Annotated in this window: 3 protein-coding genes; all 3 read left to right on the forward strand. The window is 64.5% G+C overall.

The annotated features are described in order from the left end of the window. Positions 1-10: 10 nt before the first annotated feature. From ACDZ94_RS13100 to macA, 3 genes are read left to right on the forward strand one after another with little or no spacing between them, the layout of a single operon-like run. Positions 11-12,922 (forward strand): amino acid adenylation domain-containing protein, encoded by a 12,912-nt coding sequence (locus ACDZ94_RS13100; RefSeq protein ID WP_432750248.1) that lies wholly within the window; start codon positions 11-13, stop codon positions 12,920-12,922. After that, positions 12,919-24,255, forward strand: coding sequence for an amino acid adenylation domain-containing protein (locus tag ACDZ94_RS13105; protein ID WP_432750249.1), 11,337 nt, complete (start codon positions 12,919-12,921; stop codon positions 24,253-24,255). The genes ACDZ94_RS13100 and ACDZ94_RS13105 overlap by 4 nt, the downstream gene beginning before the upstream one ends. Continuing rightward, positions 24,252-25,394, forward strand: coding sequence for a macrolide transporter subunit MacA (macA, locus tag ACDZ94_RS13110; protein WP_432750250.1), 1,143 nt, complete (start codon positions 24,252-24,254; stop codon positions 25,392-25,394). Before ACDZ94_RS13105 ends, macA begins: the two co-directional genes overlap by 4 nt. Position 25,395: the final 1 nt, after the last annotated feature.

The raw sequence follows: 25,395 nt of genomic DNA on the forward strand, positions 1-25,395 counted from the left end.
GGTTACCCCCATGCAGTTCAGCGAATTATTGGCAGCGATTTCCACCCATGCGATCCGTCTGCAACTGGAAGAGGGCGACCTGATCATCCTGGGCGACGACGAAGCGCTGGATGACGCGCTGTGGGACCAACTGATTGCCCACAAACCCCGCCTGCTTGAGTGGGTGGCCGAGCATGGCGGTGACTGGCTGAGCCCGGCCTACCGCATTACCCCGGACATGCTGCCCCTGGTCAGCCTCGACCAACCGGCCATCGACCGTATCGTCGCCGCCATCCCCGGCGGTGCGGCGAATGTGCAGGACATCTACCCCTTGGCGCCGCTCCAGGAGGGCATGCTTTATCACCATCTCTCGGCGGAGCAGGGCGATCCCTACGTGCTGCACGCGCAGTTTGTATTCGACAACCGCGCGCGTTTGGATGCGTTTGCGCAAGCGCTGCAATGGGTCATTGACCGCCACGATATCCTGCGCACGTCGATGGCCTGGGAGCGCCTCGACGAGCCGCTGCAAGTGGTGTGGCGCAAGGCAACCCTGGCCTGCGAAGAAGCGCACATGAACGGCGGTGATGCTTTGGCCCAGTTGCTGGCGCGCTACGATGCACGCACTTACCGCATGGACCTGGGCCAGGCGCCGTTGCTGCGCCTGGTGTTTGCCGACGACCCGGCCAACCAGCGTGTGGTGGCGATGCTGCTGTTTCACCACACCATCCTCGACCACACTGCGCTCGACGTGGTGCGCCATGAAATCCAGTTGTACCTGGCCGGTCAGCAAGCCCACGCCGCCGAGCCGGTGGCGTTTCGCAGCTACATCGCCCAAGTGCGCCACGGCGTCAGCGAGCAGGCGCATGAGGCGTTCTTCCGCGAGATGCTGGCGGATATCGATGCGCCGACCTTGCCGTTCGGGCTGCAGGATGTGCGGGGCGACGGGCAGGGTATTGATGAGGTGCGCCTTCTCGTCGACAGCGCCGTGAGCCGTCGCCTGCGCACCTTGGCGCGACCGCTTGGCGTGAGCGTGGCTAGCATGATGCACGTGGCCCTGGCGCGCGTATTGGGTGTGGTCTCAGGTCGCGAGTCGGTGGTGTTCGGCACGGTGATGCTCGGTCGCATGGGCGCGGGCGAGGGCGGTGAGCGGGCCTTGGGCATGTTCATCAACACCTTGCCACTGCGCGTGGATGTGGGCGCGCACGCTGTGCGCGCCGAGGTCAAGGCCACCCACGCGCGCCTCACCGCCTTGCTCAATCACGAACATGCCTCCCTGGCACTGGCCCAGCGTTGCAGTGGTGTGGCGGCTCCGACGCCGCTGTTCAGCGCAATGCTCAACTACCGCCACAGCGCCGCCACCGATATGGCCGCGGTGATCGAGGTTGCCGAAGGCATTCAGGTGCTGGGCGCCGAAGAGCGCACCAACTACCCGCTGACGGTCAACGTGGATGACCTGGGTGAAGATGTTGCGTTAACGGTAATGGTGGATGCGTCCATCGGTGCGCAACGCGTTGCCGGTTACCTGCATACCGCGCTGGAAAGCCTGGCCGATGCCCTGGAGCAGCGACCGGATCAACTGCTGAGCGGCCTGAATATCCTGCCCGATGCCGAGCGTCACCACCTGCTGCACAGCCTCAACCAAAGCCCCGCGCACTACACCGACACCGCGCTGATCCACCACCAGGTCGAAACCCACGCCGCCGCCCAGCCCGACGCCATTGCCTTGCGCTTCGAACACCTGCGCCTCACCTACCGCCAACTCAATGAACGCGCCAACCAGGTCGCCCACCGCCTGCTGGCCCAAGGCATTCGCCCGGATGGCCGTGTGGCGATCTGCGTGGAGCGCGGCCCGGAAATGATCATCGGCCTGCTGGGCATCCTCAAGGCGGGCGCCGGTTATGTCCCGATCGACCCGGCTTACCCGCTGGAGCGCATCGCCTACACCCTGGCTGACAGCGAACCCTTGGCGGTGCTGGTGCAAGCCAACACTCGCCATTTGGTCGGCGACCGGCTGTCGATTGACCTCGACAGCGTGCGCGGTGAGTCCATCGTCAACCCGCGGGTCAACCTCAGCCCGGCCAACCTGGCCTATGTGATCTACACCTCAGGTTCCACCGGTTTGCCCAAAGGCGTGATGATCGAGCACCGCCAGGTGGCGCGGTTGTTCACGGCCACCGAGCAGTGGTTCGGCTTCAACCCTAACGATGTGTGGGCGCTGTTCCATTCCTTCGCGTTCGACTTCTCCGTGTGGGAAATCTGGGGCGCGCTGATGCACGGCGGCCAGTTGCTGATTGTGCCGCAACTGGTCAGCCGCTCGCCGGATGAGTGCTACACGCTGCTCTGCGAAGCGGGCGTGAGCATCCTCAACCAGACGCCCAGCGCCTTCCGGCAACTGATCGCCGCGCAGGGCAACAGCCCGCAGTCGCATTCCTTTCGCCAGGTGATTTTCGGCGGCGAAGCGCTGGAACCTGGCATGCTCAAGCCGTGGTACAGCCGCTCGATCAACGCCGGAACGCAACTGGTCAACATGTACGGCATCACTGAAACCACCGTGCACGTCACTTATCGCGCGCTGGAGGCGGCGGATGCGCAGTTGGTCGGCGTGAGCCCGATTGGCGTGCGTATTCCCGACCTGCAGCTCTACGTGCTGGACGAGCATCGCGAGCCGCTGCCGTTTGGCGTGGTCGGCGAGTTGTACGTCGGCGGCGCTGGTGTGGCGCGCGGTTACCTCAACCGTGATGCGCTTAACGCCGAGCGCTTCCTGGCCGACCCGGCCACCGGCCTGCGCATGTACAAGACCGGCGACCTCGGCCGCCTGTTGGCCGATGGCAGCGTCGACTACCTGGGCCGTAACGATGACCAGGTAAAGATCCGCGGTTTCCGTATCGAACTGGGTGAAATCGAAGCACGCCTGGCCACCGCCAACGGCGTGCGTGACGCTGTGGTGATCGCCCGTGAGGACGAGCCGGGTAACAAGCGCCTGGTAGCCTATGTGATTGCCGAGCACGAAGTCAGCGCCGCCGAACTGCGCGACCACCTGCTGCTGAGCCTGGCCGAATACATGGTGCCCAGCGCCTTCGTGCTGCTGGATAAGTTCCCGCTGACCACCAACGGCAAGCTCGACCGCAAGGCCTTGCCCGCACCGGATGCCGATGCATTGGCGCGGCGTGACTATGCCGCCCCGCAAGGTGCGATTGAAACCGCCATCGCCGGTATCTGGCAGGAGCTGTTGAAGCTCGACAAGGTGGGCCGCGACGACAACTTCTTTGAGCTCGGCGGCCACTCGCTGCTGGCGGTCAAGTTGATCGAGCGCATGCGCCAGATGGACTTGAGCGCTGATGTGCGCGTGCTGTTCGGTCAACCCACGCTGTCTGCACTGGCGGGCGCGGTGGGCGGGCAGCGGGACGTACAGGTGCCGGTCAATCTGATCGCGCCAACGAGCGCACACATCACCCCTGACATGCTGCCGTTAGTGGCGCTGGACCAGGCCGCTATCGACCATATCCTGCGCACCGTGCCCGGTGGCATCGCCAACGTGCAGGACATCTACGGCCTGGCGCCGTTGCAGGCCGGTATTCTTTATCACCACCTGGCAACCACCGAGGGCGACCCCTACGTGTTGCAGGTGCAATTCAGCTTTGCCGACCAAACAGCGCTGGATGCGTTTGTCCGTGCGTTGCACAGCGTCATAGAACGCAACGACATCCTGCGCACCGGCATTCTCTGGGAAGGCCTGGATGAACCGGTACAAGTGGTCTTGCGCCAGGCGCCGCTGGCGGTTGAGCGCATCGACGTACAGGGTGTTGATGCCCTGGCGCAGCTGCAACAGCGCTTCGACCCACGCCACTATCGCCTCGACCTGTCCCGCGCCTCGCTGATGCATTTTGGTTACGCCCAGCAGCAGGATGGCTTCGTCGGCATTCTGCTGCTGCACCATATCCTGATCGATCACACCGCCTTGCACGTGCTGGTGGAAGAAATGAGCGCAAGCCTGGCCGGTCGCAGCGCGCAACTGCCGGACGCGGTGCAGTACCGTAACTACGTGGCCCAGGCGCGACTGGGTACTACGCAGGCGCAACATGAAGCCTTCTTCAGCGACATGCTCGGCGATATCGACGAGCCGACGCTGGCGTTCGGTTTGCAGGATGTCAATGGCGATGGCAGCGGTATCGTCGACGCTCACCTGCCGCTGGACCCGGCCCTCAGCCAAGGCCTGCGCGAACAGGCGCGGCAACTGGGCGTCAGTACCGCCAGCCTGGTGCACCTGGCCTGGGCCCAGGTGTTGGCGCAAGTTTCCGGCCAGCAAGACGTGGTGTTCGGCACCGTGCTGCTCGGCCGTATGCAAGGCGGCGAGGGCGCCGACCGTGCGCTGGGAATGTTCATCAACACCTTGCCGCTGCGGGTCAGCCTCGGCGCGACCAGTGTACAAGCCGGCGTACGCGCCACCCACGCACGTCTGGCGCAGTTGCTGGGGCATGAGCACGCCTCGCTGTCACTGGCCCAGCGTTGCAGTGGCGTGCCGGGTTCATTGCCGTTGTTCAGCACGCTGCTCAACTACCGCCACAGCGCGGCCGGGGACGCGCCGGGAGAGAGCCCGTTCGCCACCTCCGGTATCGAAATTCTCAGTTCCGAAGAACGCAGCAATTACCCGCTGGTGCTGAACGTCGATGACCTCGGCACAGGGTTTGCGCTCACCGTACAAGGCGTGGCCACACTGGATGTGCAGCGCGTGGGCGACTATATGCTCACCGCGTTGGCCCACCTGGTGACCGCGCTGCAACAAGCGCCGACCACGCCATTGCAGGCGGTGTCGATTTTACCCGCAGCCGAACGCCACCAAGTGCTGGTGGGTTTCAATGCCACCGCCCGCGAATACCCGTCGCAGCTCACCGTGCACCAACTGTTCGAAGCCCAGGCGCTGGCCCGTCCCGAAGCCGTGGCGGCGGTGCATGGTGCGTTGTCGTTGAGTTATCGCGACCTCAACCGCCGGGCCAATCGCCTGGCCCATCACCTGATCAACCAAGGCGTGCAACCGGGCGAAAGTGTCGCGATTGCGCTGCCACGCTCCCTGGATTTGCTGGTGTGCCAACTGGCGGTCCTCAAGTGCGCGGCGGTGTATGTGCCGCTGGATGTCAACGCCCCGGTCGAGCGCCAGGCCTTCATAGTGCAGGACAGCGGTGCGCGCCACGTGCTGAATGCCCTGGCCGACCTGAACCTGGATGCGCTGTCACCGCGCAATCCCGACCTGGTCCAGTCGTCGCACAGCGTGGCGTACATCATGTACACCTCCGGCTCCACCGGCGCACCGAAAGGCGTGCAAGTGCCACACTGCGCGGTCTCGCGCCTGGTGCTCAACAACGGCTACGCCGATTTCAACGAGCGCGACCGCGTGGCCTTCGCTTCCAACCCGGCCTTCGACGCCAGCACCCTCGACGTGTGGGCGCCGTTGCTCAATGGCGGTTGCGTGGTGGTGGTCGAGCATGCGGTGCTGTTGTCCCAAGCGGCGTTTGCCTCGCTGTTGCAGGAACAAGCGGTCAGCGTGCTGTGGATGACCGCGGGCCTGTTCCATCAATACGCTGATGCGTTGTTGCCGGTGTTCCGTCAGTTGCGTTACTTGATTGTCGGCGGCGACGTGCTTGACCCGCTGGTGATCGGCCGTGTGCTCAAACACGGCAAACCCCAACACCTGTTGAACGGCTATGGGCCGACCGAAGCCACCACGTTCTCCACCACGTTTGAAATCAGTGCGGCGGGCGCGGGCGGCGTCCCGATTGGACGGCCGATTGCGAATGCTCAGGCCTACGTGCTGGATGCGCGCCAGCAACCGCTGCCGCTGGGCGTGGTCGGCGAGCTGTATATCGGCGGTGCGGGCGTGGCCAAGGGGTACTTGAACCAGCCGCAACTGACCGCCGAAAAATTCATTCCGAACCCCTTCGGTGAAGGCCAGCTTTACCGCACCGGCGACCTGGCCTGCTGGCAGGCCGACGGTAACTTGCTGTACCAGGGGCGCAATGACCTGCAAGTGAAGATCCGCGGTTTCCGTATCGAACCCGGTGAAATCGAGACCTGCCTGGCCGCCATCCCTGGCGTCAAGGATGCGGTGGTAATGGCCCGCGAAGACGAGCCTGGCGATAAACGCCTGGTGGCCTACTACACCGCCCAGGCACCGTTGGAAATCGAAGCGCTGCGCGCCCACGTGCAAGGCCGGATGCCGGACTACATGGTGCCGTCGGCCTATGTCTGGCTGGAACTGTTGCCGCTGACCGCCAACGGCAAACTCGACCGCAAGGGCCTGCCGGTGCCGGGTCAGAGTGCGTTGCTCAGCCGTGGCTATGAGGCGCCGGAAGGCGCGGTGGAAACCCTGCTGGCGCAGATCTGGCAGGACGTGCTCAAGCTGGAGCGCGTCGGGCGCCATGATCATTTCTTCGAACTGGGTGGGCATTCGTTGCTCGCGGTCAGCCTGATCGAACGCATGCGCCAGGTCGGCCTGAGTGCCGATGTGCGCGTGCTGTTCAGCCAACCCAGCCTCGCGGCCTTGGCGGCGGCGGTTGGCAGCGGGCGCGAGATCGTGGTGCCGGCCAATGGCATTCCATCGGGCTGCACGCGGATCACCCCGGTGATGTTGACGCTGCTGGACATTGACCAAAGCGCTATCGAGCGTATCGTCGCCACTGTTCCTGGCGGCGCGGCCAATGTGCAGGATATCTACCCGCTGGCGCCGTTGCAGGAAGGCATTCTGTATCACCACATCAGCGCCGAGCAGGGCGACCCGTACCTGCTGCAATCGCGCATGGCGTTTGACAGCCTTGAGCGCCTGCACGGCTTTATGGGCGCGCTGCAACAGGTCGTGGCGCGTCACGACATCCTGCGCACCGGCGTGGTCTGGGAAGGCCTGGACAGCCCGGTGCAAGTGGTCTGGCGCGAAGCACAGTTGACGGTTCAGGAAGTCGCCCTGGACCCGGCCGACGGCGGCATCATTGAACAACTGCATGCGCGCTTTGACGCCCGTCATTACCGTCTGGACATCACCCAGGCGCCGCTGCTGCGCATGGTCTACGCCCACGACCCGGCGAATAATCGGGTCGCCGCCATCCTGTTGTTCCACCACCTGGCGCTCGACCATACCGCCATGGAAGTGGTTGGCCAGGAGATGCGTGCGTTTCTGTTCAATCAGGCGGATGCCTTGCCGGTGGCGGCGCCGTTCCGCAATTACGTAGCCCAGGCGCGCCTGGGGGTCAGCGTGGCTGAGCATGAGCAGTTCTTCCGCGACATGCTCGCCGATGTCGATGAGCCGACCCTGCCGTTTGGCGTGCAGGATGTGCAGGGTGACGGCCGCGATATCGAAGAGGCCGAGCAGCCCCTGGACGCGGGGTTGGCGTTGCGGGTGCGTGAGCAGGCGCGTGTGTCGGGCGTCAGTGCGGCCAGCCTGATGCACCTTGCCTGGGCTCAAGTGTTGGGGTGGGTGTCGGGGCGCGACGACGTGGTGTTCGGCACCGTATTGATGGGCCGCCTGCAGGCCGGCGATGGCGCGGACCGCGCGTTGGGTATGTTTATCAACACCTTGCCGCTGCGTGTTGATGTGGCGGGCGGCGCCGCGAGTGCGCTCAAGGCAACTCATTCACGCTTGAGCGCTTTGCTGGGGCACGAACATGCGTCCCTGGCGCTGGCTCAGCGTTGCAGCGGCGTCCCGGCCGCCGTGCCGCTGTTCAGCACCTTGCTCAACTACCGGCATAGCACCCCCGACGAAATGGCCCGCGACGGCCACGGTATTTGGGAAGGCGTGCAACTGCTGGGCGGCGAAGAGCGCAGCAACTACCCGCTGACCCTCAGCGTCGATGACCTCGGTGCAGGCTTTGGCTTGACCGTACTGGCGTTGCCGCAGATCGGCGCCCAGCGCCTGTGTGGTTACATGCATAGCGCCGTGGAGCAGTTGGTCGCGGCACTGGAGCAGGCACCGAACACCGCACTGAATCAGTTGCAGATGCTGCCGCCGGCAGAACGCGACACCCTGCTGCGTGAGTTCAACGCCACCGCCGCCGATTTCCCTAGCGGTCAGACCATCCAGGGTGCCTTCGAAGCCCAGGTCGAACGTCAGCCCCACGCGATTGCCGTGCAGCAAGACGGCGAATCCCTGACCTATCAGCAACTCAACCAACGCGCGAACCAGTTGGCCCATCACCTGCTGGCGCTGGGCGTACAGCCGGATGATCGGGTAGCGATCTGCTGCCGTCGTGGCCCGCAGATGTTGGTCGGGCTGCTGGGCATTCTTAAAGCCGGTGCCGGTTATGTGCCCATCGACCCGGCGTATCCCGCCGAGCGTATCGCTTACCTGTTGCAGGACAGTGCGCCGGTGGCGGTGCTGGCCGAAGCCAGCACCCGCGACCTGTTAGGCGCAGTCGCCAGCCTGGACCTGTTTGACGACAGTCGGCAACACCTTGCCGTGAGCAATCCTCAGCTCGCCGGCCTGACTGCGGCCCATTTGGCCTACGTGATCTACACCTCGGGCTCCACCGGCCAACCCAAAGGCGTGATGGTCGAACACCGCACCGTGGAAAACCTGGTGCACTGGCACTGCGAAGCCTTCGGCCTGGATGCGCGCAGCCACACCAGCAGCGTCGCCGGTGCAGGGTTCGACGCCATGGCCTGGGAGGTCTGGCCCGCGCTGTGTTCAGGTGCAACGCTGCACTTGCCGCCGGCCAATGTCGGGAATGAAAACATCGACGAATTGCTCGCCTGGTGGCTGGCGCAGCCGCTGGACGTGAGCTTTCTGCCGACGCCGGTGGCCGAATACGCGTTCAGCCAGAACCTGCTACACCCGACCCTGCGCATCCTGCTGATCGGCGGCGACCGCCTGCGCCAGTTCACTCAAGAGCGGCGCTTTGCCGTGATCAACAACTACGGGCCGACCGAAGCCACGGTGGTCGCCACCTCTGGGCGTGTGCGCGCCGGGCAGGCGCTGCATATCGGCCGGCCGGTCGCCAATGCCAGCGCGTACTTGCTCGATGCACAACGGCGCCTGGTGCCGGTGGGCGTGGCCGGCGAGTTGTATGTGGGCGGCAGCGGCGTGGCGCGGGGTTATTTGAACCGCCCGGACTTGACCGCCGAACGCTTCCTGCAAGACCCATTCAACCCAGGGCGCATGTACCGCACCGGCGACCTGGCGCGCTGGTTGCCCGATGGCAATATCGAGTACCTGGGCCGTAATGATGACCAGGTCAAAGTACGTGGCGTGCGTGTCGAACTGGGCGAAATCGAAAGCCGCCTGGCTGCACTGGACGGCATTGGCGAAGCCGTGGTGTTGGTGCGCGAGGGCCGTCTGATCGCCTGGTTCACCGAACAGTACCCGCTGGCGATTGACACCCTGCGCGCGCACCTGCGCGATCAGCTCCCCGACGCGCTGGTGCCGGCAGCCTACGTCAAGCTCGACGCGCTGCCCCTGACCGCCAACGGCAAACTGGACCGCAAGGCCCTGCCGCAACCCGATCAAGCGGCGTTGCTGAGCCGCGACTATGAGGCACCTCAAGGTGAGGTGGAAACCACCCTCGCGCGTATCTGGGCCGAGGTGTTGCAGGTCGAGCAAGTCGGCCGTCACGACCACTTCTTCGAACTGGGTGGCCATTCGCTGCTGGCCGTCAGCCTGATCGAGCGCATGCGCCAGGTCGGCCTCAGCGCTGATGTGCGCGTGCTGTTCAGCCAGCCAACGCTCGCTGCCCTGGCCGCCGCCGTGGGCAGTGGTCGCGAAGTGCAGGTACCGGCTAACCGCATCGCCGCCGACTGCCAACGCATCACCCCGGACATGCTCGCGCTGGTGACACTCGACCAATCGACGATTGATCAGGTGGTCGCCTGCGTCCCCGGTGGCGCCGCCAATGTGCAAGACATCTACCCGCTGGCGCCGTTGCAGGAAGGCATTCTTTATCACTACATCACCGCCGAGCAGGGTGACCCGTACCTGCTGCAATCGCACCTGGCTTTCGACAGTGTGGAGCGCTTGAATGCCTTTGCCCAGGCGCTGCAAAAGGTCATCGACCGCCATGACATCCTGCGCACCGGTGTGGTGTGGGAGGGCTTGGCGCAACCGCTGCAAGTGGTGTGGCGCAAGGCCGAGCTGAGTGTGCAGGCGCTGCACTTGCAAGGCGATGTACTGGCCGGTCTGCACGAGCGTTTCGATGCGCGGCGCTACCGCCTGGATATCAGCCAGGCGCCACTGATCCGCCTGATGTATGCCGATGACCCGGCCAACGCGCGTGTCGTGGTGGTGCTGCTCTATCACCATATCGCCCTCGACCACACCGCATTCGACGTGGTGCTGCGCGAAATGCAGGGCTATCTGCTCGGTCACCCGGCCCCCACGGCGGCGCCGATGCCGTACCGCAACTATGTGGCCCAGGCGCGTTTGGGCGTCAGCGAACAGGAACACGAACGCTTCTTTCGCGAGATGCTCGGTGATGTGGACGAACCCACCTTGCCGTTCGGCTTGCAGGATGTGCGCGGCGACGGCAGCGAAATCGAAGAACACTGCCTGCGCCTGGACAGCGACCTCAACCGCCGCCTGCGCGCCCAGGCCCGTTTGCTCGGCGTGAGCACGGCGAGCCTGTTCCATCTGGCCTGGGGCCAAGTGCTGGCGGCCACGTCAGGGCGTCACAGCGTGGTGTTCGGCACGGTGTTGGTTGGCCGCATGCAAGGCGGCGAGGGCGCTGACCGGGCGCTGGGGGTCTTTATCAATACCTTGCCGCTGCGCCTGGAAATCGACGCGCAAGGTGCCCGCGTTGCGGTGCGTGCGACCCACGCCCGACTCACCGCGTTGCTGGGGCATGAGCATGCATCGCTGGCGCTGGCGCAGCGTTGCAGTGGGGTGGCGGCACCGGCGCCGCTGTTCAGCTCGATGCTCAACTACCGCCATCGCGGCGCCGCGACTCAATCGGCAGATGCGCAACAGGCCTGGGAAGGCATGCAAACCCTGGTCAACGACGGGCGCACCAACTACCCGCTGACCTTGAACGTGGATGACCTGGGCGATGGCTACGAGGTCACCGCCCTGGCGCAAATCGACGCGCAACGGGTGTGTGGCTATATGCAAATAGCCTTGGCCGGGCTGGTCGAAGCCCTGGAGCAGGCGCCGCATCAGCCGCTCAATCGCTTGCCGATTCTAGGCCATGACGAGCGGCAAAAACTGCTGGTCGAATTCAACTCAACGGAGGTGAACTACAACCTCGAGCAGACCCTGCACGGCCTGTTCGAAGCCCAGGTCGAGCGCACGCCGGACGCCATCGCGGTCAAAGCCGGTGACCTGCACCTGACCTATCAGGCGCTCAACGCACGCGCCAACAGCCTCGCCCATCACCTGCGCGAGCGGGGCGTGCAGCCGGATTCGCGCGTGGGTATCTGCGTCGAGCGGAGCCTGGACATGGTCATCGGCCTGTTTGCCATCCTCAAGGCCGGTGGCGGTTATGTACCACTCGACCCGGCGTACCCAGCGGAGCGTATTGCCTACATGCTGCAAGACAGCGCGCCCGTCGTGGTGCTGGCGCAGGGCGCAACCGTTGAGTTGCTCGGCGACGTGCCGGTACTCGACCTGGACCAGGACACCTGGCAACACCAGCCCGCAGCCAACCCCCACGTGCCGGGCCTCACCGCCCAGCATCAGGCCTACGTGATCTATACCTCCGGTTCCACCGGCCAACCCAAGGGCGTGATCAACGAGCATGCTGGCGTGGTCAACCGCCTGCTGTGGATGCAGGACGCGTACGGCCTCAAAGCCCATGACGCAGTGCTGCAGAAAACCCCCTTCAGTTTCGACGTGTCGGTGTGGGAGTTCTTCTGGCCGCTGTTTACCGGCGCACGCCTGGTGATGGCGCGTCCGGGTGGCCACAAGGAACCGGCGTACCTGTGCGAAGTGATCGCAGCGGAGCACATCACCACGCTGCACTTTGTGCCGTCGATGCTCGATGTGTTCCTGGCCCACGGCGATGTGAGCCAGGCCGCCGGGCTGGTGCGCGTGATGTGCAGCGGTGAAGCCTTGCCGGGCAGCCTGGTGCGGCGCTTCAAGCAACAACTGCCGGGGATCGGCCTGTACAACCTGTATGGCCCGACCGAAGCGGCCGTTGATGTGACGGCCTGGAACTGTGCACGCCCCGACGTGCCGGACAACACGCCCATCGGCAAGCCGATTGCCAACACGCGCATGTACCTGCTGGATGCACAGTTGCAACCGGTGCCGTTGGGGGTGGTCGGCGAGCTGTTTATCGGTGGCGTGCAAGTGGCGCGCGGCTACTTGAATCGGCCTGAGCTGACCGCCGAGCGCTTCCTCAAAGACCCCTTCACGGGCGGCCGTATGTACCGCACCGGTGACGTCGGCCGCTACTTGCCCGACGGCAATATCGAGTACCTGGGCCGCAACGATGACCAGGTGAAGATCCGCGGTTTGCGCATCGAACTGGGCGAAATCCAGGCGCGACTGCTGGAGCATCCGCAGGTCAAGGAAGCTGCGGTAGTGGCCCGCGAAGATCGCCTGGTGGCTTACTACACCGGTGTGCCGGCCGACATCGAACACCTGCGCGCCCACCTGTTGCTTCAGTTGCCGGACTTTATGGTGCCCGCGCTGTTCGTGCACCTTGACGCGTTGCCCCTGAGCCCCAACGGCAAGCTCGACCGCAAGGCCTTGCCCGCGCCAGGCATGGAGGCGCTGATCGTGCGTGAGTACGCGGCGCCGCAAGGTGACACCGAGATCCTCCTCGCGCAGCTGTGGGCGGAACTGCTCAAGGTGGAGCGGGTAGGGCGCCATGACAACTTCTTTGAACTGGGCGGGCATTCGCTGCTCGCCGTGAGCTTGATCGGACGCCTGCGCCAGGAAGGCATGGAAGCCGATGTGCGGGCGTTGTTTGAACAGCCGACCCTGGCCGGCTACGCCGCCATAACCGAACGAATGGAGATCGTCCTGTGAGTATTCTTGAGCTGTTGGCGACGCTGAAAACCAAGGACATCCAACTGGCGCTCAAGGGCGAGCAGTTGTCGGTGCAAGGCAATAAACAAGCGCTGAGCGACCCGGCGATCCTTGCCGCGTTGCGTGAACACAAACCCGCGCTGATCGCGTTGATCCAGGCCGGGGAGTATTCGGCGAGCAAGGCCGGTGAAGTCGAAGTGCCGACCAATGCTATCCCGGCGGGTGCCGAGCGTATCACACCCGCCATGCTGACCTTGTCGACGCTGAGCCAGGACGAGATCGACCGTATCGTCTCGACCGTCGACGGTGGCGTGGCGAATATCCAGGATATCTACCCGCTCGCGCCCTTGCAGGAAGGCATTCTGTTCCACCACGTCAGCGCCGAACAGGGTGACCCGTATGTGATGCAATCGCAGTTTGCGTTCGACAACCTGGCGCGCTTTGAGGCATTTGCCCACGCCCTGCAAACCGTGATGGACCGCCACGACATCCTGCGTACCGGCGTGGTCTGGGACGGCTTGCAGGAACCCTCGCAAGTGGTGTGGCGCCAGGCGCGCCTGCCGGTGCAGGCCCTTCAACTGAACCCTGCCGACGGCGACATCGCCGCGCAACTGCACGCGCTGTTCGACGCCCGCCACAATCGACTCGACGTCACGCAGGCGCCGCTGCTGCGCCTGGTTCGTGCCGAAGACCCGCTGAATCAGCGCATCGTTGCCACCTTGCTGTTCCACCATATGGCCCTCGACCACAGCGCCCTCGAAGTGGTGTGCCACGAACTGCAGGCGTGCTTGCTGGGGCAGGGCGCAGCGCTGGGCCAGGCCGTGCCGTTTCGCAACTATGTGGCCCAGGCGCGACTGGGCATCAGCGAGCAGGAACACGAAGGTTTCTTCCGCCAGATGCTCGGCGATATCAGCGAGCCGACCTTACCGTTTGGTTTACAGGATGTGCAGGGCGATGCCCGGGGCATTGCCGAAGTCAGCCTGCCATTGGCGCCGGCGTTGGGGCAGCGCTTGCGCGCGCAAGCCCGGCAACTCGGGGTGAGTGCCGCCAGCCTGTTCCACATGGGCTGGGCTCAGGTGTTGGGGGTACTGGCCGGCAAAGAACAGGTGGTGTTCGGCACCGTCCTGATGGGCCGCATGCAAGGCAGCCATGACACTGATCGGGCGCTGGGGATTTTCATCAACACGCTGCCGTTTCGCGTGGACGTGGATGGCCAGGACGTGCGCACCGGGGTCAAGGCCACCCACGCACGGCTGACCACCTTGCTGCGCCATGAGCACGCCGCTTTGGCGCTGGCCCAGCGTTGCAGCGGGGTGGTGGCGCCGACGCCGCTTTTCAGCGCCCTGCTCAATTACCGTCACAGTGCGCCGGCGGCCGGTAACGCGGCGGTATCGGCCTGGCAAGGGATCGTCGCGCTCAGCGCCGAAGAACGCACCAACTACCCGCTGACGTTGAGTGTGGATGACCTCGGCGACGGCTTCGGCTTGAGCCTGCTCGCCAGCACCTTAGTCGACCCGCAGCGCGTCTGCGCCTACCTGCAAACCGCCCTGGAAAACCTGGTGGCCGCGCTGGAGCAAGCGCCGCATACGGCGCTTAACCTCGTGTCGGTGGTGCCTGCCGCCGAGCAACAACAACTGCTGGAGCAGTTCAACGCCACTCAGGCCCACTTCCCGCAGGGCACCACATTGCACGGGCGTATCGAAGCCCAGGCCGCCCGCACGCCCGAGGCCATCGCAGCGGTGCACCAGGGCCGCCAACTGACCTACGCCGAGCTGAATCAGCAAGCCAACCTGCTGGCCCATCACCTGCTTGCGCTGGGCGTCAAACCGGACGATCGCGTGGCCATCGTCGCCCGTCGTGGCCTGGACACCCTGGCCGGGTTGCTGGCGATCCTCAAGGCCGGAGCCTGCTATGTGCCGGTCGACCCGTCACACCCGGCCGAGCGTTTGAATTACCTGTTGACCGACAGCGCCCCGGTGGCGGTGTTGACCCAGCACGCACTGCTGGAACGCCTGCCCGCCCTTGAAGTGCCGGTGATCAACCTGGACCGCTTCACCTGGCAGCACCATTCGGCCGGCAACCCCAAGGCCGCCGTGACCCCGTCGAACCTCGCCTATGTGATCTATACCTCCGGCTCCACCGGCCTGCCCAAAGGCGTGATGGTCGAACACCACACGGTGGCCAATCTGGTGGACTGGCACTGCCGTGCCTTTGACCTGTGTGCCGGGCGCCATACTGCCAGCGTCGCCGGTTTCGGCTTTGATGCGATGGCCTGGGAAGTGTGGCCGGCGCTGTGTGTCGGCGCGACCTTGCACCTGCCGCCCGCCAATGACGGGGCGCAAGACATCGACGCCTTGCTGGCCTGGTGGTGCGCGCAGCCGCTGGACGTGTGCTTCCTGCCCACGCCGGTGGCCGAGTACGCGTTCAGCCAACAGATCGAACATCCCACGCTGCGCACCTTGCTGATTGGCGGCGATCGCCTGCGTCAGTTCGCGCGTGCCCAGCGTTTCGAGTTGATCAACAACTACGGGCCCACCGAGGCCACGGTGGTTGCCACTTCCGGCAAGGTCGAGGTTGGCCAGCCGTTGCATATCGGCAAACCTGTCGCGAATGCCACGGTGTACCTGCTGGACGAACAACAACGGCCGGTGCCGTTGGGGGTAGCCGGTGAGCTGTATGTGGGCGGCAAGGGCGTGGCGCGCGGTTATTTGAATCGCCCGGAACTGACGGCCGAACGTTTCCTGCAAGACCCGTTCAATGCGGGCCGCATGTACCGTACCGGCGACCTGGCGCGCTGGTTGCCGGACGGCACTATTGAGTACCTGGGGCGCAATGATGATCAGGTGAAAATCCGTGGCGTGCGCATCGAGCTGGGCGAGATCGAAACCCAGCTCAACCAGTTGCCCGGGATTCAGGAGGCCGTGGTGCTGGTCCGTGAGGATCGACTGGTGGCTTACTTCACTGAAAATGCTCAGCTCGACCCGCTGGCCATCGATGATATCCGCGCCCATCTGGTGGCGCACCTGCCGGACTACATGGTGCCGGTTGCCTATGTGAAGCTTGACGCGCTGCCCCTGACCGCCAACGGCAAACTCGACCGCAAAGCCCTGCCGGCGCCCGATAGGGCGGCCGTGTTTACCCGCGAATACGAGTCGCCCGAGGGCGAGATCGAAAGCGTGCTCGCCCAGATCTGGGCAGATGTGCTGCACGTAGCCCGTGTCGGGCGCCGCGATCACTTTTTTGAGCTGGGCGGGCACTCGCTGCTGGCGATGCGCATGGTGTCGCAAGTGCGCCAGCGCCTGGGGGTTGAGCTGAACCTCGGCGACTTGTTTGCCAATGCCGAACTGGCGGCGGTCGCCGAGGTGCTGGCCCGCTTGGGTCGCAGCACGTTGCCGGACATCCTCCCGGCCAACCGTGATGAAGCTGTGCCGCTGTCCTTCGCCCAGCAGCGCCTGTGGTTTCTGGCGCTGATGGAAGGTGCCAACACGGCCTACAACATTCCTATCGGCTTGCGTCTGCGTGGGCAGTTGCATGTCGAGGCCTTGCAACGGGCGCTGGCGCGTATCGTCGCGCGCCACGAAACCCTGCGCAGTCGTTTTGCCCAGCACGGCGACGACGCCCATGTGCTGATCGTGCCCGCCGAAGACGTGCTGCCCTTGCAAGTGCAGGACCTGCGCCGTCACCCGCAACCCCAACAGGCGCTGGATGCGTTGATCCACGGCGAGGCCTCGGCGCCGTTTGACCTGGAGCGCGGCCCGTTGCTGCGCGGGCGACTGGTGGTGATGGCGGACGAGCACCATGTGCTGTTGCTGACCTTGCACCATATCGTCTCCGATGGCTGGTCGATGGGCGTGCTGACCCGCGAACTGATGGCGCTGTATCAAGCCTTCAGCCACGGCCGGCCCGACCCGTTGCCGCCGTTGCCGATTCAGTACGGCGACTTTGCCGTGTGGCAGCGCTTGTGGCTCAGTGGTGAAGTGCTGCAGCGCCAAAGCAGTTATTGGCAGCAAGCCCTGGCCGGTGCGCCGGCCTTGCTCACGCTGCCCACCGACCGCCCGCGCCCGGCGCAGCAGGACTATGCCGGCAGCAGCGTCGAAGTGCGCCTGGATGAACGCCTCACCGCCGGGCTCAAGGCCTTGAGCCAACGCCACGGCACCACGCTGTACATGACCTTGATGACCGCCTGGGCCTCGCTGTTGGCGCGGCTGTCCGGGCAACACGATCTGGTGATCGGCTCGCCGGTTGCCAACCGCAACCGCAGCGAAATCGAAGGGTTGATCGGCCTGTTCGTCAACACCCTGGCGGTGCGCATCGACACGTCGGGCGAGTTGAGCACCGAGGCGTTGCTGGCGCGGGTCAAGGCGCTCACGCTGCAAGCCCAGGCCCATCAGGACTTGCCGTTCGAACAGGTGGTGGAAATCACCCGGCCGGTGCGCAGCCTGGCCCATAGCCCGGTGTTCCAGACGCTGCTGACCTGGCAGGACAGCAGCGCGCCGATCCTCGCGCTGGGTGATCTGGCCCTGGAAGGTATCGTCGAGAACAGCCACTTTGCCAAGTTCGACCTGTCGCTGAACCTCGGCGAAGTGCAGGGCAGCATTCTCGGTGCGCTGGAGTATGCGGTGGCACTGTTTGATGAATCGACCGTGCAGCGTTATGTCGGCTACTTCACCCGCGTGCTGCAGGCCATGGTCGATAACGACCAGGCGGTGCTGGAGCATGTGCCGCTGGTGGGTGAACGTGAGCGGCAGCATTTACTGTTCGATTTCAACGCCACCGCCGTCAGTTACAACCTTGAGCAGACCTTGCACGGGATGTTCGAAGCGCAGGTGGCGCGCACGCCGGACGCGATGGCGATCAAGGCGGGCCAGCAGCACCTGACCTATGCCGAGCTGAACGCGCAGGCCAATCAGTTGGCCCATCACCTGCGGGCGCTGGGCGTGCAGCCGGATTCGCGCGTGGCGATCTGCATCGAGCGGGGCCTGGAGATGGTCATCGGCTTGTATGCGATTCTCAAGGCTGGCGCGGCGTATGTGCCGCTGGACCCGGCCTATCCACACGAACGCATTACCTACATGTTGCAGGACAGCGCACCGGCAGTGGTCCTGGCCCAAGGCGCTACGCGTGGGTTGCTGGGCGAGGTGGCGGTGGTCGACCTGGACCAGCCGACCTGGCAGCATCAACCGGTCGACAACCTCGGCGTTCAGGGCGTGAGCGCCTATGTGATTTACACCTCCGGCTCCACCGGCCAGCCCAAAGGCGTGATCAACGACCATGCCGGTGTGGTCAACCGCCTGCTGTGGATGCAGGACGCCTATGGGCTCACGGCGCAGGACACGGTGCTGCAGAAAACCCCCTTCAGTTTTGACGTGTCGGTGTGGGAATTCTTCTGGCCGCTGTTTACCGGCGCACGGTTGGTGATGGCGCGCCCGGGCGGGCATAAAGACCCGGTTTACCTGTGCGAAGTGATTGCGGCCGAACACATCACCACCTTGCATTTCGTCCCCTCAATGCTCGATGTGTTCCTCGCCCACGGCGATGTGACTCAGGCCGCCGGGCTGGTACGCGTGATGTGCAGCGGTGAAGCCTTGCCGGGCAGCCTGGTGCGACGGTTTAAACAACAGCTTCCAGGCAGCGCGCTGCATAACCTGTATGGCCCGACCGAAGCCGCTGTGGATGTGACGGCGTGGGACTGCGCAGGCGCGGTGACGCCGGACAATACGCCCATCGGTAAACCCATCGCCAATACACGCATGTATGTGCTCGATAGCCAGTTGCAGCCGGTGCCGTTGGGCGTGGTGGGCGAGTTGTTCATTGGTGGCGTGCAAGTGGCGCGGGGCTATCTGAACCGGCCGGAGTTGACCGCCGAGCGTTTCCTTGACGACCCGTTTACCCACGGCCGGATGTACCGCACCGGCGACGTCGGCCGCTACCTGGCCGACGGCACTATCGAGTACCTGGGGCGCAATGATGACCAGGTGAAGATCCGTGGTTTGCGTATTGAACTGGGCGAAATCCAGGCGCGGCTGCTGGAGCATCCTCAGGTCAACGAAGCCGCCGTGGTGGCCCGCGAAGAGCGGCTGGTCGCCTATTACACCGGCACTCACAGCGACATCGACGATTTGCGCAGCCATCTGCTGCAGCACTTGCCTGAGTTCATGGTGCCGGCGATTTTCGTGCACATGGATGGGCTGCCGTTGAGCCCCAACGGCAAGCTCGACCGCAAGGCCCTGCCGGCGCCGGGCCTGGATTCGGTGGTGGTGCGCGAGTACGAAGCGCCGCAAGGCGATACGGAAATCAGCCTGGCCAGCCTGTGGGCCGAGTTGCTCAATGTGGAACGCGTGGGCCGTCACGACAATTTCTTTGAACTGGGCGGGCACTCATTGCTGGCGGTCAGCCTGATGGGCCGGATGCGCCGCCTCGGGTTGTCGGCGGATGTGAAAGTGCTGTTTGGTCAGCCGACACTGGCCGCCTTGGCTGCGGCGCTGGGTGGCGGTCGCGAAGTCGCGGTGCCGGCCAATCGCATTGCCGCTGATTGCGCCCATATCACGCCGGACATGCTCGCGCTGATCGCGTTGGACCAGGCCGCCATCGAGCGCATTGTCGCCGGCATCCCCGGCGGTGCGGCGAATGTGCAGGACATCTACCCGCTGGCACCGTTGCAGGCGGGCATTCTTTATCACCATCGCGCCGTGCTCGACGGTGATGCTTATCTGCTGCAGGCGCAGTTTGCCTTTGACAGTCCGCTGCGCCTGCAAGCCTTTGCCCGGGCGTTGCAGGCGGTGATCCAGCGACATGACATCCTGCGTTCGTCCTTCCATTGGGACGGTCTGGAAGAGCCGGTGCAGGTGGTTTGGCGTGAGGCCTCGTTAAGCGTCGAAACAGGCCCGTTGCCGCAGCGCCTGGACCTGGCCCAAGCCCCCTTGATGCGCCTGGTGTATACACAGGAGTCGCAACGAGTGGTCGCCACGTTGCTTTTCCATCACTTGGTGATGGACCACATTGCGCTGGAAATCCTGCAGCATGAAATGCAGGCGTTTCTGTTGGGGCAAGAGAAAGAACTGGGCGCGGCGGTGCCGTATCGCAACTATGTGGCCCAGACTCGCTTGGGGCTTGATGATCACGAGGCCTTCTTTCGCGAGATGCTGGGTGAGATCGACGAGCCAACCGAGGTCGCAAACCTGGGCGCCGATGAAAAGGTTCAGCGGGCAATTGAGCCTCAATTGAGCCAGCGCCTGCGTGCCCAGGCGCGCCAATCGGGTGTCAGCGCCGCCAGCCTGATGCATATGGCCTGGGCCCATGTAATGGGCAAAGTCAGCGGCCGCGAACAGGTAGTGTTTGGCACGGTGATGCTCGGTCGCCTGCAAGGGGGCGAAGGCGCCGAACGGGCCATGGGCGTGTTTATCAACACCTTGCCGTTGCGGGTCGACCTGGGCCAACACTCAGTGCGTACGGCGCTGCGTGCAACCCATGCACGGCTGACCCAACTGCTCAGCCATGAACATGCGCCGCTGGCGCTGGCCCAACGTTGCAGTAAGGTGCCGGTGGCGACGCCGTTGTTCAGCGTGCTGTTCAACTACCGTCACAGCGCGCCGCAAGCCGGTGGCGTGGCGGCGGCATGGCAGGGCATTCAGTTGCTCAAGGCCGAGGAACATACCAGTTACGGGCTGTCGGTGAGCGTGGATGACCTGGGCGATGGCTTCCGCTTTGAAGCCATGGGGCCGGGCGCCCGACGTTTGTGTGACTACCTGCACACTGCACTTGAACAGGTGGTGGAGGCGCTGGAGCACAATCGCGAAATCGCCATCGGCTGCCTGCCAATCCTGCCGGCCGCTGAGCGCCAACAGCTGGCGGACTTCAACGCTACCGCCCGGGCGTTCCCCCGCGAACACACGGTGCAGCGCCTGTTCGAAGCCCAGGCCCAGGCACGACCGGATGCCTTGGCGGCGTTGCACGGCGAGCAAGTGCTCGGTTACGGCGAACTGAACACTCGCGCCAACCGCCTGGCTCATCACTTATTGAGCCTGGGCGTGCGTCCTGCCGATAACGTGGCGATCCTGCTACCGCGCTCGTTGGACCTGCTGGTCAGCCAACTGGCGATCCTCAAGTGCGCCGCTGCCTATGTGCCGCTGGACATCAACGCGCCCGCCGAACGCCAGGGCTTTATGGTGCAGGACAGCGGCGCGACCTGGGTCATTACCCGCAGCGATGCCGCCATCGAGTACCCGGCCCGGCGCCTCGACCTGGACACCCTGGCGCTTGACCCTCAACCGAGCCACAACCCGGACCTGTCGCAGGCCTCGGACAGCGTGGCGTACATCATGTACACCTCCGGTTCCACCGGTACGCCGAAGGGGGTGTTGGTGCCCCATCGCGGCATCACGCGCCTGGTGCTTAACAACGGCTACGCCGACTTCAATGCCGCCGACCGCGTGGCGTTTGCCTCCAACCCGGCGTTCGACGCCAGCACCATGGACGTGTGGGGCCCGCTGCTGAACGGCGGCCAGGTGCAGGTGATCGACCACGCGACGTTGCTCGAGCCGGCGGCTTTCGGCCGGGCGTTGAGCGGGGCGACGGTGCTCTTCGTCACCACGGCGCTGTTCAACCAGTACGTGCAGATGATTCCCGAGGCGCTGGCCGGCTTGCGCGTGCTGTTGTGCGGTGGCGAACGTGCCGACCCGGCGGCGTTCCGCACCCTGCTGGCCCGCGCGCCCGCCTTGCGCCTGGTGCATTGCTATGGGCCGACGGAGACCACCACCTACGCCTGCACTTATGAAGTGCGCGCTGTCGCGGATGACGCTGAAAGCGTGCCGGTGGGGCGGCCGATTTCCAACACGCAAATCCATGTGCTGGATGCGCAATTGCAGGCGGTGCCGCTGGGTGTGACCGGTGAGATTTGCATCGGTGGTGACGGTGTGGCCAAGGGGTATTTGAACCGGCCGGAGCTGACGGCGGAAAAGTTTGTCGATGACCCGTTCAACGCAGGCGCCTTGATGTACCGCACCGGCGACCTTGGCCGCTGGACGGCGGATGGCCTGCTGGAATGTATCGGGCGCAATGACGACCAAGTGAAAATCCGCGGCTTTCGCATCGAACTGGGTGAAATCGAAGCACGCCTGGCGAGCTTTGCGAGCATCCAGGACGTGGTGGTGCTGGCGCGTGAGGACGTGCCGGGTGACAAGCGCCTGGTGGCGTATTTCACCTGGGCGGCCGCGCCTGTTGGCATCGACAACGTGCGTGCGCACCTGCATGGCCAGTTGCCGGACTACATGCTGCCGTCGGCCTATGTGCCGCTGGCGCATTTGCCGCTGACAGCCAATGGCAAGGTCGATCGCAAAGCCTTGCCTTTGCCGGCCTTGGACGCCTTTACCCACCGCGATTTTGAAGCGCCTGCCGATGCGTTGGAAGACACCCTCGCACAGCTCTGGGCCGGTGTCTTGAAGCTGGAACAGGTCGGGCGACACGACAGTTTCTTTGAACTGGGCGGGCATTCATTGCTGGCGATTCGACTGGTCAACCTGATGGATGAAGCCGGCCTGCAGGTGTCTCTGGCCGAGTTGTTCCAGCACACCAGCGTCGCCAGCGTGGCCGCAATGCTGCGCCAGCGCACGGATGAACCGGTGGTGCGTGACAGTGCATTGATAACGGTGCGCAGCAGCGGCTCGCAGCCGCCGCTGTTCCTGATCCACGAATTCAGCGGCATGGACGTGTACTTCCCGGCACTGGGCCAACACTTGCCCGGTGATTATCCGATCTATGGCCTGGCGGGCCTGGCACTCGGTGAGGCGCACCTGAACACCATGGAAGGCCTGGCGGCCCGCCTGGTCGGCCTGATACGCAGCGTTCAGCCCCATGGGCCTTACCGTGTGGCGGGCTGGTCGTTCGGCGGCGTGCTGGCGTATGAAGTGGCGATGCAATTGCTGGGGCTGGATGAAGCGGTTGAGTTCCTCGGTTTGATCGACAGCTACGTGCCGCGCATGACCGACCAGGGCAAGGCGCGCTGGAGCGGGCCGGATGCCCTGAAGCGGCATTTGTTGTTGCAGTGCACAGCGTATTGGAAAGCACAGGGAGGTGTGGATGAGCTGGCGAGCCTTGAACAGTTGGAGGCGGGCATTGGACAGCTGGACTTTGCGGCTCTGCTGCAACGCTGTCGCGATGAAGGTTTGCTATACGCGCAAATGGCAGCGGCTACGGACGCGGACCTCTTGAGCTTTATCGAGCGGGAAGTGGGGCATGGGCATGCGCTGGCGCATTACAGCGTGTTTGCGTTGCCGGTTCCGGTGCAGCTCTTCAGCGCCATGGAGCGGCCCACCGAGTTGTCGCGGCGCAGTGTTTCGCTGGGCTGGGAGGATGCGTTGGCACCTGGGCAATTGCGCCGGATAGACGTGCCAGGGGACCACCAGAGCATGATGCAGGCGCCGCACATTCAGGCGTTGGGCCGTGCGATGAGCGAGGCGCTGGCGACAGGTTCGGCGGTGAAGGAAGGGGTGCATCAGCCGCTGTTGCGCATTCAGAGCGGGCGGGCGGGGTATGCGCCAGTGTTCTGCGTACCTGGGGCGGGGGACAGCGTCACCGGGTTTGTCGGATTGAGTGAAGCGCTGGGGCGCGACTGGCCGCTGTTCGGGTTGCAGCCACGAGGCTTGGATGGCGAGGCGGTGCCCCATAGCCAGGTGGAAGCGGCAGCCCAGTGTTATCTGACGGCGCTGGAGCAGGAGTGCCCGCGCGGGCCGGTGCATCTGGTCGGGCATTCGTTCGGCGGCTGGGTCGCGCTGGAGATGGCCGTGCAGTTGCAGGCGATGGGCCGAGAGGTGGCGTCGTTGACGGTGATCGACAGTGAGTCGCCGGGCGGCAATGGCGTGGTAGCGCGGCCGTATACGTCGACGGCGGCATTGTTGCGGTTGATCGAAGCCATGCAGTTGTCCGCCGGAAAGTCCCTGGACATCGACCCTGTGGTGTTTGCCGGGCGCGATGAAGTGGCGCAGCGCCAGTGGCTTCACGCCGGGATGGTCGCGGTTGGTTTGTTGCCGGCGCGTGCCAGTGTGGACGCGATGGCGGGGCCCGCACGCACGTATGCCGCAGCCTTGCGCACGGTGTATCGACCGACTCAGCGCTACCACGGGGTTGTGCGATTGGTATTGGCGCAGGACCCGGCGCTGGATGCGGCGGGCAATCAACGGGAGCAGGGGTTAATGATCGACGGTTGGCGGCGTCAGGGCAGTGGCCTGGAGGTTTGGTATGGCGGCGGGAATCACTTCACGTTGCTCAAGGCCCCGAATATTCACGGGCTTGCGCAGTGGTGGCTGGAAGGTGTGGTGATTGGGGAGGTGGTTTCGTGAAATTTCGTAAAACAGGCGTGTTCCTGGCAGTCGCCATCGCGGCCGGTCTGGTCGTCTACACGGTGCAAGCACCCGCCGATGCCCCGCAATACCTGACCGCTACGGTCGAACGGGGTGACATCGAAAACGCTGTATTGGCCACGGGGGTGCTGGAAGGCGTCAAGCAAGTGGATGTCGGATCCCAGGTTTCCGGCCAATTGAAATCCCTCAAAGTCAAAGTCGGCGACAAGGTGAAAAAGGGCCAATGGCTTGCCGAAATCGACCCATTGATCCTGCAGAATACCCTGCGCAAAGCCCAGGTTGACGAGGAAAACCTGCAGGCCCAGCGCCGTGCCACGGCCGCTCAACTCAAACAGGCCAAGTCGGTTTACGAGCGCTATAAAGGCTTGCAGGTTGACGAGTCGGTCTCGCGCCAGGATTTCGAAGACGCCGAGTCAACGTTCCAGGTGCAGCAGGCAAACCTGTTGTCCCTGGATGCGCAGATAAAAAGCGCGCATATCCAGATCGACACCGCCAAGGTCAACCTGGACTACACCCGTATCGTCGCGCCTATCGACGGCGATGTGGTGGGCATCGTCACCCAGGAAGGCCAGACCGTGATCGCCAGCCAACTGGCACCGGTGCTGCTCAAGCTGGCGGACCTGGACACCATGACCGTCAAGGCTCAAGTGTCCGAAGCGGATGTGATCCATATCAGCCCCGGCCAGCAGGTGTATTTCACTATCCTGGGTGAGGCCGACAAGCGCTACTACGCCAAGCTGCGCGGCACTGAGCCGGCGCCGCAGAACTTCCTCGAAACCCAGACGGCTGGCACACCCAAGCAAAACACCGCGGTGTTCTACAACGCACTGTTCGACGTGCCCAACCCCGAACACCGCCTGCGCATCGCGATGACTGCGCAGGTACGCATCGTGCTCGACACCGCCCAGGCCGCATTGATGGTGCCGGTGGCGGCGCTCGGTGCGCGCGACGCCGATGGCAGTTACCCGCTGCGCGTGTTGGATGCCAAGGGCAAGGCCGTGTCGCGAAACGTGAAGACCGGGATCAATAACAACGTCAAAGTGCAGATTCTGGAGGGCCTGGCCGAGGGCGACAAAGTCGTGATCGGCGACGCAACGCCCGCTGTGGCGGGGAGCTGAC

The sequence above is a fragment of the Pseudomonas sp. UBT genome, from assembly GCF_050915955.1.
Taxonomy (GTDB): Bacteria; Pseudomonadota; Gammaproteobacteria; order Pseudomonadales; family Pseudomonadaceae; genus Aquipseudomonas; species Aquipseudomonas antarctica_A.